Origin of the sequence: Nonomuraea sp. NPDC050547 (genome assembly GCF_044457345.1) — a bacterium.
In the GTDB taxonomy this organism is placed as follows: domain Bacteria; phylum Actinomycetota; class Actinomycetes; order Streptosporangiales; family Streptosporangiaceae; genus Nonomuraea.
On sequence record NZ_JBITGW010000030.1, the window covers coordinates 18,751 to 31,466 of the forward strand.

The 12,716-nt window shown below is 70.8% G+C and carries 12 protein-coding genes; 3 read left to right on the top strand and 9 right to left on the bottom strand.

Annotated features, from left to right (window positions below; all coding sequences use genetic code 11):
• Positions 1 to 18 precede the first annotated feature (18 nt).
• The 4 genes from ACIBHY_RS50430 to ACIBHY_RS50445 form a co-directional block, all read right to left on the bottom strand.
• Positions 19 to 150: a SapB/AmfS family lanthipeptide gene (locus ACIBHY_RS50430; RefSeq protein WP_397108348.1), complete on the bottom strand. Its 132-nt coding sequence runs from the start codon at positions 148 to 150 to the stop codon at positions 19 to 21.
• 5 nt (positions 151 to 155) lie between these two features.
• Positions 156 to 2,642, bottom strand: coding sequence for a class III lanthionine synthetase LanKC (gene lanKC, locus ACIBHY_RS50435; RefSeq protein ID WP_397310580.1), 2,487 nt, complete (start codon positions 2,640 to 2,642; stop codon positions 156 to 158).
• 124 nt (positions 2,643 to 2,766) lie between these two features.
• The gene (locus tag ACIBHY_RS50440) at positions 2,767 to 3,867 is read right to left on the bottom strand and encodes a sensor histidine kinase (RefSeq protein ID WP_397258038.1); all 1,101 of its coding nucleotides are present in this window, start codon (positions 3,865 to 3,867) and stop codon (positions 2,767 to 2,769) included.
• Between the two features lie 147 nt (positions 3,868 to 4,014).
• On the bottom strand, positions 4,015 to 4,887 hold the full coding sequence (locus ACIBHY_RS50445; RefSeq protein WP_397258040.1) for an SDR family oxidoreductase: 873 nt from the start codon (positions 4,885 to 4,887) through the stop codon (positions 4,015 to 4,017).
• Between the two features lie 183 nt (positions 4,888 to 5,070).
• On the opposite strand from ACIBHY_RS50445, the gene ACIBHY_RS50450 reads away from it, so the two are divergent.
• On the top strand, positions 5,071 to 6,120 hold the full coding sequence (locus ACIBHY_RS50450; RefSeq protein ID WP_397258042.1) for a dihydrodipicolinate reductase: 1,050 nt from the start codon (positions 5,071 to 5,073) through the stop codon (positions 6,118 to 6,120).
• A gap of 354 nt (positions 6,121 to 6,474) precedes the next feature.
• Here ACIBHY_RS50450 and ACIBHY_RS50455 read toward each other — a convergent pair whose 3' ends face one another.
• The 5 genes from ACIBHY_RS50455 to ACIBHY_RS50475 form a co-directional block, all read right to left on the bottom strand.
• Positions 6,475 to 6,981 carry a flavin reductase family protein gene (locus tag ACIBHY_RS50455; protein WP_397258044.1) on the bottom strand — a complete coding sequence of 169 codons (507 nt, stop codon included), beginning with the start codon at positions 6,979 to 6,981 and terminating at the stop codon, positions 6,475 to 6,477.
• Entirely contained in the window at positions 6,978 to 7,544 is a 567-nt protein-coding gene (locus ACIBHY_RS50460; protein ID WP_397258046.1) for an NADPH-dependent FMN reductase, read from the bottom strand. The genes ACIBHY_RS50455 and ACIBHY_RS50460 overlap by 4 nt, the downstream gene beginning before the upstream one ends.
• A complete protein-coding gene (locus ACIBHY_RS50465) occupies positions 7,541 to 8,827 on the bottom strand; it encodes an LLM class flavin-dependent oxidoreductase (protein ID WP_397310581.1) in 1,287 nt (428 codons plus the stop codon). The genes ACIBHY_RS50460 and ACIBHY_RS50465 overlap by 4 nt, the downstream gene beginning before the upstream one ends.
• A gap of 142 nt (positions 8,828 to 8,969) precedes the next feature.
• Positions 8,970 to 9,653 (bottom strand): ABC transporter ATP-binding protein, encoded by a 684-nt coding sequence (locus ACIBHY_RS50470; RefSeq protein WP_397310556.1) that lies wholly within the window; start codon positions 9,651 to 9,653, stop codon positions 8,970 to 8,972.
• Positions 9,654 to 9,833: 180 nt separating this feature from the next.
• On the bottom strand, positions 9,834 to 10,898 hold the full coding sequence (locus tag ACIBHY_RS50475) for an MBL fold metallo-hydrolase (RefSeq protein ID WP_397310557.1): 1,065 nt from the start codon (positions 10,896 to 10,898) through the stop codon (positions 9,834 to 9,836).
• A 115-nt stretch (positions 10,899 to 11,013) separates the two neighbouring features.
• On the opposite strand from ACIBHY_RS50475, the gene ACIBHY_RS50480 reads away from it, so the two are divergent.
• The gene (locus tag ACIBHY_RS50480) at positions 11,014 to 12,114 is read left to right on the top strand and encodes a sensor histidine kinase (RefSeq protein WP_397258052.1); all 1,101 of its coding nucleotides are present in this window, start codon (positions 11,014 to 11,016) and stop codon (positions 12,112 to 12,114) included.
• A complete protein-coding gene (locus ACIBHY_RS50485; RefSeq protein ID WP_397258054.1) occupies positions 12,111 to 12,716 on the top strand; it encodes a DNA-binding response regulator in 606 nt (201 codons plus the stop codon). Before ACIBHY_RS50480 ends, ACIBHY_RS50485 begins: the two co-directional genes overlap by 4 nt.

Sequence of the window (12,716 nt, forward strand, 5' to 3'; positions counted from 1 at the left end):
GGGACCCCATTCACTTTCTTAGTGGCACAGAGCGACGCTGAGGTTGCTCGGCTTGCCGGAGTGGCACGAAAGGATGGTAAGCGTGCTGCCGCCGCTGGCGACGTCGCTGCTTGCCGGTGCCTCCAGGCCCTGAAGGTCGAGGAGAGTCATGGTGTCTACACCTCCTTCCTGTGCTCGTCTCGGGCAGGTGACTCCAGGAAGGGGAGGTGAGCCCGCGGCTCCGGCACCGCCGTTGCCAGAGCGAGTAGCACACCCGCGCTTCCTGTAGCCAGATCCATGGACAGCCGCAGCAGCTGATCACCGGGGAAGGCCAGGCCCCCGCCGTACGGCAGGGCGTGCCAGCGCAGATCGCGCGTGCCCTTCCCGAAGGCGGCGAGGATGCCGGCGCGGCCGGTGAACAGGCCCGACTGCACGAAGAAGCCTGATCGCGCGACCAGCCGCAGCTTCTCCAGCTCGGGAGCGAGCTCGGAGGAGGGCCGGTGGCGCAGGTAACGTTCGAGGACCATAGCGATGCCGGCCGACCCCTCGTCGAGGTAGGGCAGCAGCCGCCAGCCCTGGTTGACCTGGAGCGAGCCGTCCTCCGCGGTACGGCAGCGCCGCAGGTCCAGGCGGAGCGCCTTCTCGGCCAGGTCGAGCAGGCAGGAGTCGCCGGTGCGTTCGTAGGCGTGGACGAAGAGCAGCGCGGGGCCGGTGAAGCCGTTCATGAGCCCGGCGTGCGGGTTCGTGCCGCCGCTGATCTCGGGCACCTCGACGTCGAGGCGGCCGGCGCACAGCTCCACGGCGCGGTTGGCCGGTTCGTCCAGGCCGAGGTGGAAGAGGTTCAGCCCGATGCCCGACAGGCCGGAGAAGAGGGACGCCTCCAGGCCTTCCCATTTCTCGCGCAGCACGATGTCGGCCACGTCGAGCGCGTCCTGGCGGTGGCCCAGCAGGTCGAGGACGTGCGCGATGCCGTGCAGCCCGTCGTACAACCCGAGGCCGGAACCCGGCGCCGGCTTGGTCGCCCGCTCGCGCAGCCAGTCCTCGTGCACCGGCTCGCAGCCCGCGTTGACCAGCGCGTAGAGCACACCGGCCGCGCCATGGGCCAGCCCGAGGCCCCCGCCCGGCTTGAACTGCGCCGGATCGCCGGGGAAGAGCCGGTCGTCGCGCTCGGGTGTCGCGCTCGCGGTGATGGCCTTGGCCAGCGCGTCGCGTACCCGCGGCCAGGGGTCCTCGCCGGGGAGCGGCGGGGGTGTCCAGGTCGCGCCGCCGGCGATCGTCTCGACCGCCTCGCCGAGGTCGGCGCCGAACGTCTCCGTCACGATCGCGCCCAGGTGGCGCACCTTGCCGTGGTGGAGCGGCTGCATGATCGTGCACTGGGGCGCGAACAACGCCATCCGCAGGCACGCCAGCGCGTACTCGTCGACCTCCACTCCCTGCCGCTCCTGCGGGGCGACGAAGGCGGGGTGGGCCAGGGCGGCGCGGGCGCCGTCCTCGACGAGCGTGGCGACCTCGTAGTCGATCAGCACGATCCGGCCGTCGTCGGTGAGCAGGATGTTGTCCGGGTGCAGGTCGCCGAAGACGACCCCGCGCCCGTGCAGCGAGCGCACCGCCGCGTCCACCTGGGCGAGGGTCTCCAGCGCCCAGGCGGTGTACTCCTCCATGTCGGCGGCCGTACAGGTCGCCCTGGTCAGCGGATAGCGGTGGACCAGCCTGCGCTGCAGCGTCGTGGCCTCCACGAACTCCTGCACGAGGAAGTGGTGCTCGCCCAGCTCGAAGTGGTCGATGAGCGCGGGGGAGGCGTCCAGGCCGGCCAGCCGCGCCAGCATGTCGCGCTCGTGCCCGAGCCGCGCCACCGCGTCCCGTCCGGCCGCGTCGAGCCCTGCGTGCGGCCTGGCCTCCTTGAGCACGACGCGCGCGCCGGTCCGCAGGTCCGCGGCGAGGTAGACGCCGCCGCCGTTGGAGAAGTGCAGGACACTCTCCACCTTGTACGGCAGGCCGTCCAGCTTGACCGCGTTCCTGACGTCCAGGTGGGGCTGGAGGAAGTCGGGCAGGCTCGTCCAGGGCGGCACGGAGAACACCGCGTTCCGCACGTCCGGCACCAGGTTTCCCTCGCCGTCCTCGACGGCCAGCACACGCTCGCCGCTCTCGGACAGGCAGTGGCGCTCGGCGAAGCCGCCGTACCGGACGAACAGGGGGCCGTCGCCGTAGCGCAGGTCGCTCAGGATGTAGGGGCCCTTGACCCCGCGCAGCAGCTCGTTGAGCTCCTTGAGCACGAGTTCGAGCTGGGCCTCGTCACGCGGGTAGATGGTGACGAGCTTGCCGCTGGAGGCGCGGGACGCGGCCTTGGAGCCGAGCATCACCAGCACCGGCAGGCCGCGCAGAAACTTGAAGGCCACGCCGCGGGGCACGCAGTAGTCCCAGACGGCGGAGAGCGCCTTCTCGGCGTCGTCCACCCGGGCGGAGACGTGGATCTTCCATCCCTGGGCCGGCAACGGCTCCTCGTTGACCGGCGCGTAGTACATCCAGGTGTCGGTGGGGTGATGGGTCCAGCCGTCGGGCACCGGGCGGCGGGCGACGGGGAAAAGAGCGTCCGGCGACTTCCGCTCGTCCAGCACGTCATAAAAGACTGGATCCGCCAGACAATACATCTCGTACTGCTCCATCAAGCCCGCCTCCCTGGTGGGAACACCTCTAGAGAATGCGAGCTGACGGGGCTATTCGTCTAGTTACACGAATCATCAGCAGGTAGGAAGACCACACAGCCATTTGTGAAGGTTTCACAGGCGATTAGTTGGAATTCCCCGGAATATATACTGACATTCTAAATCGGCCGTGGTGCATGGCCCTGGCCTCGAACCAGCCGCCGTACTCGACGACCCGCTCCCTCAGGTTCCGCAGCCCCTGGCCCGGCTGGTGGCGCGGCTTCTTGGCGCCGTCGTTGAGTATCGACAGCAACACCATGCCGCCCTCCTCCAGAACCTGGATCGAGCATTCACGGGCGGTCGTGTGCCGCAGGATGTTGGTCACGCCCTCGCGCAGGACGTAGGTCAGCACCTGGATGGCCGACTGCGGGAGCCCGCCGCAGGCGACGTGGACGTGGCAGCTCAGCCCTGCCGACTCCAGCACCGAGCGGGCCGAGCTCAGCTCGGTCTCCAGGGAGTAACTGCGGCCCAGGTGCGCCACCGAGCGCACGTCCTCGGTCACCCCGCGCACGAGCTCCAGAGCCTCGTCCAGTTCCTCGCGCCCCCGCTCGCTGTTCTTCTCCAGTTGCCGCTGCGCCAGCTCGATCCGCAGGATCAGCAGCGTCAGCCGGTGGCCCACGAGGTCGTGCAGGTCACGGGTCAGCCGGTGCCGCTCGTCCTCGACCGCGCGACAGACCTGGTCGGTCAGTACGGCCCGCAGCGAGTGCGCCCGCACGGTCAGGCTGACCACCGCGTACTCGGCGAACCCCACCACCGGCGCCGCGAGCAGCCACGGCTGGTCGACCACGCTCAGCATCACCGGCCCGCACCCCAGCGCCACGACCACCAGCGTCCAGGACCGTTTCCTCTCGGCCACCACCAGCAGCGTCCCGGTCAGCAGTACGGTGACCGGTGCCCACCCCGTCCAGTAGAGGAGCGGAGTCACCGTCAGCGCCACCTGCCCGGCCAGCGGCAGCCAGGGCGTCCTGCGCCGGCGCAACGTCGCCAGCACCGCCCACGCGTGCAGCCCGATCACGGCGGCCAGGCAGCCCAGCCACACCGCCAGCATGTCGGAGCCCGACGGCAGCACCCTGAGCACGCCGACGACGACCATCCCCACGATCCCCGGCGCCAGCGCGAAGCCGCACAGCACCAGCGGCGACAAGGCGGCGATCCCTAACGAGCGCAGCCGGGAGGGAGGCTCCATGGGTACCCTTCGCGAGCAGGCGAGTCGTGACCGTAACTGCCGCGATTATTTCTTCCTCGAATCACCGGCTTCTAACGGAACATCCTTCGGCCCCGGGACATGGAAAGCGGGCCCCCGCCGGGGAGGCCCGCTGGGGATCTTCGCTTCTCAGAGCATGGCCTTCATGGAGTCGCCCGCCGTCAGCACGTACGGCTGCTCCGTCATCACCGCCGCCCAGTTGTCGGCGATCGCCTCGGGCGAGAGGTCGTCGGACTTCCAGCCGGGACCCTCGGCCACGAACACGCGCGCCACCCGGCCGCCGCCCACGCTGAACACCTCGCCCGACGCCTCGCACGAGTCGTGGGCCAGGTAGGCGACCAGCGCGCTCACCCGCTCCGGCGTGAACTTCGCCTCGAACTCGGCCGGCAGCAGCGCCTCGGTCATGCGGGTCCAGGCGATCGGGGCGATGGCGTTGGCCTTGATGCCGTTGCGCGCGCCCTCGATCCCGAGCGTCTTGGTCAGGCCGACCAGGCCCATCTTCGCGGTGGAGTAGTTGGCCTGCCCGAAGTTGCCGAACAGCCCGGCCGGCGAGGAGGTGTTGACGACGCGGCCGTATCCGGCCTCCTTCATATAGGGGTACGCCGCCTGGCTGACCAGGTAGGAGCCGCGTACGTGCACGGCCAGCACGCCGTCGAACTCCTCCACCGTCATCTTCCCGAACGACTTGTCACGCAGGATGCCCGCGTTGTTGACGACGACGTCCACGCCGCCGAACGCCTCGACCGCCGTGCGCACGATCGCCTGGGCGCCCTCCGGCGTGGCCACGTTGTCGGTGCTGGCGACGGCCTGCCCGCCGTTCTTCTGGATGAGCTCGACCACGTCCGCGGCGGGCCCGGTCGAGGCCCCGGTGCCGTCCAGTGCTCCGCCGAGGTCGTTGACCACCACCTTCGCGCCCCGCTCCGCCAGCAGCAGCGCGTGTGACCTGCCCAGACCGTGTCCGGCCCCCGTGATGATCGCGACCCTGTCATCGAACCGAAGCATCGAACCTCCACCTCGTCGACCTCGGTTAAAGAGAACAACATTCTAGTACCCGCCCCCTCCTTCCGGAGAAGGGGTGCCGGCGATCACGGAGGGTTTGATCGTCGCGGATAGTGATCAGACAGGTCTTTTTCTGCTAGAGTTCTGGGCTCTGCGCCCGCCCTCCATCCGGCTTGGAGGCTCTCCATGCCCGCAATCCGCGTGGTCCAATGGGCCACCGGCGCTGTTGGTCGCTACGCGCTGCGAAGCGTGCTCAGCAGACCAGAGTTAGAGCTGGCGGGTGTGCTCGTCTACGACCCCGACAAGACCGGCAAGGATGCCGGAGACCTCGTCGCGCTCCCCCGCACCGGCGTCACCTGCACCGACGACGTCGAACGCATCCTGGCCACCGACGCCGACTGCGTCCTGCACATGCCGCTGCCCGCCTCGTACTTCGGCGCCGACCAGGCCGCCGACCTGGAGACGATCTGCGCCCTGCTGGCCTCCGGCAAGAACGTCATCACCACGACCGGCTTCGTCTACCCCAAGTCCTACGGCCCCGGCGTCGTCCACCGCATCGAGACCGCCTGCGCGGAAGGCGGCACCTCGCTCCACGGCACCGGCGTGAACCCCGGCTTCATGAGCGACTTCCTGCCCCTGGCGCTGAGCGGACTCTCGTCCAGGGTCGACCACATCTACGTGCGCGAGTCGTCCGACTTCCGCGGCCACCCGTCCCGGCAGATCGTCGTCGACCTGGTCGGGTTCACACGATCGGCCAAGGACTACATCGCCGCGGTCCGGCCGTACCGGGCCTTCCAGCGCTCGCTGTTCGCCGAGAGCGCCCAGCTCGTGGCCGACGCGCTCGGCGTCCAACTGGACGAGGTGGAGGAGAGCGACGAGTTCGAGCTGGCGACGGAGGAGTTCGAGATCGCCGCCGGGCTGGTGAGCGAGGGCACCGTCTGCGCCTCGCGCTGGGTCTTCAGCGGTCTGGTACGCGGGCGGCCCTTCATGACCATCGAAGTGGTCTACAAGGCCGACGCCGCCAAGGTACGGCGCTGGCCCGATCCCGGGTTCTCGATCCACATCGAGGGGGTGCCGCAGATGACGGTGTCGGTGGAGGAGGTCTCCCACGGCCTGGCCGCGGCCGCCTCTCACGCCGTCAACTCCATCCCCGCCGTGGTGTCAGCCAAGCCCGGCATCCGCACCCTCCTCGACCTCCCCCTCCCCACCGCCCGCGGCCTCGCCCGCCTCGCCTGACCCCACCCGCCTCGCCCCGGCTCCCCAGCCCATCCGCCCCTGCGCCACACGAGGCTCGGGCCCGCTCGACGCCCTGGGGTGTTCGGGTTTCGTGGTTGTCCGGTCCGCGTGGCACGGCCATCGGGCGGCGCAGACCTGGGTGCCTCCCAGACCCAGGTCTGCGCCGGCCCTGCCCCCAAGGTCGGGGCATGGAGTTCCTCAGGCCCGGCGCTGTCCGGGTCCCGGGCCGGCCGGGTCCGAAAGGCCGTCCAAGCCCGGACAGCCCCGGGTCTGAGGTGGTGAAGTGCTGAGGGGGCCGGGCCGCCAGCCTTCGTCCGGGCCCCCTCAGCCCGCCCGGCCCTCGGGCGGAGTCCCTTAGTGCGGGAGGAAACGGCCGTAGCGGCCGCGGTGGTACAGGAGGGGCCGGTTGACCCCGGCCGCGCACTCCACCACCAACCCCACCACCAGCGTGTGGTCGCCGATGTCCACGGTCGTGTGCGGCACGCAGATCAGGTGGGCGGCCACGTCGTCCAGCAACGGCGTCTCGAAGGGCCCGGGGTGCCAGCGGGTCGGCCCGGCGAAGCGGTCGATGCCGCGGCGGGCGAAGCGGGTGGCCAGGTCGTGCTGGTTGCCGGCCAGGACGTTGACGGCGAAGTGGTCGGCCAGCCGCAGCCACGGCCAGGTGGTGGAGGAACGGTCGACGTAGAAGGAGACCAGCGGCGGTTCGAGGCTGACGGAGGAGAACGACGTCGCGGTCAGGCCGACCGGGACGCCCTCCGGGCGGGCGGTGACGATCACGACCCCCGCCGCGTGCTGGGCCAGCGCGGTACGGAACCCGTCGACGTCCACGCCATAACCGGGCTCGTACGCGTGGGCCGTCATCTGAGCGCCTCCTGTCTTGTCACGATCTGCGGCCCCACCCGGTCGGCCCAGCGCGCGATGACGTCCTCGCCGGGCAGTTCGGACTCCAGGAGGGCAAGCCCGGGGGTGGGCACGTGCGCGCCCAGCTCGACCAGGAGCGGACGGAAGTGGGTCTCGACCGCCAGCGCGTGCCGCGGGTCGCCCATGACGAGGACGGGCAGCGCGGTCTTGCCGGCCAGCGCGTCCGGCGGGAACCGGTCGACGAACGCCTTGAGCAGGCCGGTGTAGGTGGCCTTGTAGGTCGGGCTGGCGAAGACGACGACGGAGGCGGAGGCCACGAGTTCGAGTGCGACCTCCAGGGCCGCGTGCGGGCCCGGGTCCAGGATCACGGGCGCCAGCGCGGACAGGTCCACCACCTCGGCCTGGTGCCCGTCCCCGCCGCCGAACTCCGAAGCCCCACCGCCGAACCCGCCGAACCCGCCAGATCCGCCCAGCCGGTCCGCGATCGCGGCGGCGGCCGCCACCGCCGCGCCGTACGTCCTGGAACCGGCCCTTGGGTTGCCGACGACCGTCACGATGCTCATGAGACCTCCGCCAGGGACAGGCCGTAGCGCTCGCGCAGCGTGCGCCCGTCGTACTCGGCACGGAACAACCCGCGCACCTGCAACTCGGGCACGACCAGGTCGACGAAGTCGGCCAGCCCGGCGGGCAGGTACGGGGGCATGATGTTGAAGCCGTCGGCGGCGCCGTTCTGGTACCACTCCTGGAGCTGGTCGGCGATCTGCTCGGGGGTGCCGACGACCACCCGGTGACCGCGTCCTCCGGCCAGGCGGCTGATGATGCCGCGCAGCGTGAGCCCCTCCCGGTCGGCCAGGTCGCGCACGAGCTTGATGCGGCTCTGCTGGCCGTCGGGGTTGGGCGGCAGTTCCGGCAGCGGCCCGTCGAGGGGGTGGCCGGTCAGGTCGGCGCCGAAGATGTTGGAGAGCTGGCGCAGGCCGTACGCGGGAGTGATGAGGTCTTCGAGCTCCTTCTCCCGCTGCAGCGCCTCACGCTCGGTCGAGCCGATGATGGGCGAGATGCCGGGAAGAATCTTCAGCTGGTACGGCGTGCGCCCATAGGCGGGCAGCCGCCCCTTCAGGTCCGCGTAGAACTCCTGGGCGTCTTCCAGGGTCTGCTGGGCGGTGAAGACCGCTTCGGCGAACCTGGCGGCGAACTCCTTGCCGTCCTCCGACGAGCCCGCCTGCACCAGCAGCGGCCGTCCCTGGGGCGAGCGCTGGACGTTCAGCGGCCCTTGGACGGTGAAGTGCGTTCCAGAGTGATTAATCGGCCCAATGCTTGATTTATCGGCGTAAATCCCGTTTGCCCGGTCATTGATCACGGCGCCCTCGGCCCAGCTGCTCCACAGGGCGTCGGCCACCTCCAGGAACTCCTCCGCCCGGTGGTACCGCACGCTGTGCGCGGGCCGCTCGATGCCGAAGTTCCTGGCCTCGGCCTCCCCCGCGGAGGTCACGATGTTCCAACCGGCCCGGCCGCCGCTGATGTGGTCCAGCGAGGCGAACTTGCGCGCCACGTGGAACGGCTCGTTGTACGTCGTCGACACGGTCGCGATCAACCCGATGTGCTCGGTCACCGTGGCCAGCGCCGACAGCAGGGTCAGCGGCTCCAGCCCGCCGAGCGCGTTGTGCCGCACGTCGCCCCACAACGCCAGCCCGTCGGCCAGGAACAGCGAGTCGAGCTTGCCGCGTTCGGCGATCCTGGCCAGTTCCTCGTAGTGGCGGATGTCGGTGATGCGGCCGGGGTCGGTCAGCGGGTGCCGCCAGGCGGCCTCGTGATGGCCGACGCCCATGAGAAAGGCGTTCAGATGCATGCTCAAGGGGTCCTCCACGTGGTGCTCGCGCCGGCGTTCGCCGGTTCCGCCGCCCCGAGCGCGGCGGAAGCGGGGACGCCGGGCGCGATGGGGCCGTCGTCGTCGAGAAGAGGTGGCGAGGCCGGGGGCGACCGGCGACGGCCTAGGCAAGGGAGCCCGCCCCCTCGCGGAGGGGCTGCGTGTCGTGAAGGGACAGGACGCGGCCCGGCGACGAGGTCAGGATGGCGACCCGCCGGCCCAGGTAGGCGGCCTCGTCCAGGGACCGGGTGGCGAGAACCATGGTCTTGCCGGTCTTCTCCCAGACCGACAGCAGGTCCTCGCGCAGCGAGGAACGAGTCCGAGTGTCGAGCGCCGCGAACGGCTCGTCCATGAGCAGCACGTCGGGGTCGTAGGCGAGGCTCCTGGCGATGGCCACGCGCTGGCGCGTGCCGGCGGTCAGTTCGTGCGGGTAGCGGTCGCCGAGGGCGCCGAGCCCGACCAGGCCGAGGCAATGACGCGCCAGACCGGCCCGCTCGCCGCGCGGCACGGCCGTGGCCTCCAGCCCGAACTCCACGTTGCCCAGCGCGGTGCGCCAGGGGAACAGCGCGTGCTGCTGGAGCACGACGCCGCGGTCGAACCCGGTGCCGGCCGGCGGCGCGCCGTCGAGGAGGATCTCGCCGGCGCTCGGCTTGAGCAGGCCGCCGATCAGGTCGAGGAGGGTCGACTTGCCGCATCCGCCGGGGCCGGCGATGGTCAGGAACTCGCCCTGCCGTACGTCAAAGGTGATGTCCGACAGGACGGTGAGAGAGCCGAAGTGTTTGGTCACATGGTTGATCTGGATCTTCATCGAGCGCCCTCCCGAGGCGATCGAGGGTCAGGGAGCGAAAGATTGTGATCACTGACACTGGGCGCTGACGACGCGGCAGAAGTCGACATGCGCGCGCCGGGTCAAATCCGGGCTCATGACGACGACGCTACGCGGGAGATTCGACGTAGTCAACATTTCCTACTTGATATACATGAAATATCAGGCGGGCACCCAGAGGTCCACGTCACCCGCGATACGGCGCAGCCGTCCGCGCGACTCCAGCCACACCAGGTGCGCCAGCGTCTCGTTGTTGGCCGAGCGGCGCATGAACGGCGGGATCGTCTCCCACGGCCGCGACCACGTGAGCCGCGTGGCGATGTCCCAGCAGGAGATCCCCGAGGCCACGTCGGCGGCCACGGCCTCGATCTCGGCCAGCCGCTCCTCGTGGTGGAGCATCACGTGGTCCACGCGCTCGGCCAGTTCGAGGAAGCGGTACTCGTGGGCGGGCAGCACCTCGTCCACGTCCCACTTGCGCACGGCGGCCAGCGAGTCGAGGTAGTCGGCCAGTGGATTCGGCCCCGACTGCGGGTGCACGGCGACGATCGGGGTGATCTTGGCGAGCACGTGGTCGCCGGAGAACAGGATCCGGCGCTCGGGCGAGACGAAGCACAGGTGGCCGGGCGAATGTCCGGGCGTCCAGATCGCCCGCAGGTCCCAGCCGGGCAGGCCGAGCGCTTCGCCGTCCTCCACCAGGCGGTCGGGCTTGGCCATGGAGACCATGTGCCTGATCATCATCGACGCTCCGGCCAGCTCGTCGAGGGTCAGCCGGGGCACGCCGGAGCGTACGAGGATGCGGCGTTCCTTCTCCACCAGCGCGTCGATGGCGCCGTCGTCGTAGCGGTCGTGCAGAAGGTTCGCGTCGGCCGGGTGCAGGGCGATCCAGGCGCCGCTGCTCTCGCGCACGCGGCCGGCCAGGCCGTAGTGGTCGGGGTGGATGTGGGTGACCAGCACACCCTTGACGTCGGTGATCGAGTAGCCCGCCACCGACAGCCCGTCGCAGAGCGCCCGGTAGGCCTCGTCGGTGTTCCAGCCCGCGTCGACGATCACCACCCCGCCGGGCAGCTCCAACGCGTAGACCAGCACGTATCGCAGGGGATTGATCGGGATCGGCACCGGGATCGACCACAATCCGGGCCGGACCCGCTCGACCTCCGGCATCGCCACTCTGCTCTGCCAGGCGGCGCGCTGTTCCTCGTTGGCGGGGGTCACCACAAACTTAGCCATTCACCCATTGTTACAGAATCATATTCTAATGGCGGCATCATGCGCTCCGCATCTGCCCTTTGCGCGCGCCCGGCCCGACCGTTGAAGCATGACAACCGCGCCTAGAATCACGCCCGTGCACGTACGCCTGCGCCGCGCGCGGCTCGCCACCCTGGCGACGCTCAGCATGGCGGTGATGTCCAGCCTGATCCTGCCGGGCATCGGGGTGTTCAGAGAGCCCGATCCGGTCCGCGCGGTGCTCGGCGCCACGGGCACACTGCTCTTCGCCGCCGCGCAGGCCGCTCTGCTGTACGCGACCGTCACGCCCGGCATCTCCAGGAACATCCAGCACCGGCTCGCCCAGACCTTCGGCGTGACCGCTCTCGCCTCCGTCCCGCTGGTCGGGCCCCTCGCCGCCACGCCCGAAGCGGGCCGGTGGGAGTCGTGGGCCTGGATCGGCGCCTCGATCCTGGCGACCGCGCCGGTGCTCGGCCGCCGGTCGGTCGCCGTCACCACCGTCGCCGCGACGCTCGTCGCCGCCGCGCTGCTGACCTGGTGGCACGGCGACATCGGCTACTTCACGATCACCGTCGGGATCGGGCTCTGCCTCGTGGCCGCCAGCGGCCTGCACCTGTGGCTGTGGACGCTGCTCGTCGAGGCCGACGAGGGCAGGAAGGCGCAGGTCAAGCTGGCCGCCGCCGAGGAACGCCTGCGCTTCGCCCGCGACGTGCACGACCTGCTCGGGCACGACCTGTCGGTCATCGCGCTCAAGGCGGAACTGGCCGAGCGCGATCCCGGCCGCGCCGCCGAGGAGGCCGCGGACCTGCGCAGGCTGGCCGCCGCGGCGCTGAGCGACCTGCGGCGGGCCGTACACGGGTATCGGGAGGTCGATCTGCGCGCGCAGATCACCGCGATCGAGCAGGTGCTCCGCTCCTCGGGCGTGCGCTGCACCGCGACCCTGCCCGAGCAGGACCTCCCGCAGGACGTCGCGGCCCGCCTCGCGCCCGTCGTGCGCGAGGCCGGCACGAACGTCCTGCGCCACAGCAAGGCCACCTGGTGCACCATCGAGGTCGGCCCCGACGGCGTCACCGTGGCCAACGACGGCGCCGCCGAGCGCCCGGCCGACCCCCATTCGTCCGGTCTGCGGGGCCTGGCCGACCGGCTGGCCGAGTCCGGCGGCACACTCCACACCCGCCTCGAAGGCGGCGTGTTCACCCTGGAGGCGACCCTCAGGTGATCAAGGTCCTGCTCGCCGACGACGAGGAGCTCATCCGCACGGCGCTGGCCGCGCTGCTGGGGCTGGAACCCGACCTGGAGGTGGTCGCGCAGGCCCCCGACGGCCGCGCCGCCGTCCAGGCCGCGCTGTCCCACCGCCCCGACGTGGCCGTGGTCGACCTGGAGATGCCCGCCCTCGGCGGGCTCGAGGTCAGCGCCGAGCTGGCCGCCGTGCTCCCGTCCTGCCGAGTGATCATCCTCACCGGGTACGGCAGGCCGCCCCTCCTCAAGCGCGCCCTCGACGCCGGAGCCAGCGGCTTCCTCCCCAAGGGCGCACCCGGCGGCGCGCTGGCCGACGTCATCAGGCGCGTACACGGCGGCGCCCGCTACGTGGACCCCGAACTGGCGGCCGACGCCCTGACCGCCCCCGAGTGCCCGCTCACCCCGCGCGAACTGGACGTGCTGCGCCTGGCCGAACTGGACACGCCGGTCGCGGTGATCGCCCGCCGTACGCACCTGTCCAACGGCACCGTCCGCAACTACCTGGCCGCCGCCGTCGCCAAGCTCGGCACCGCCACCCGCGCCGAGGCCTACCAGCTGGCCAAGCGGCACGGGTGGCTGTGA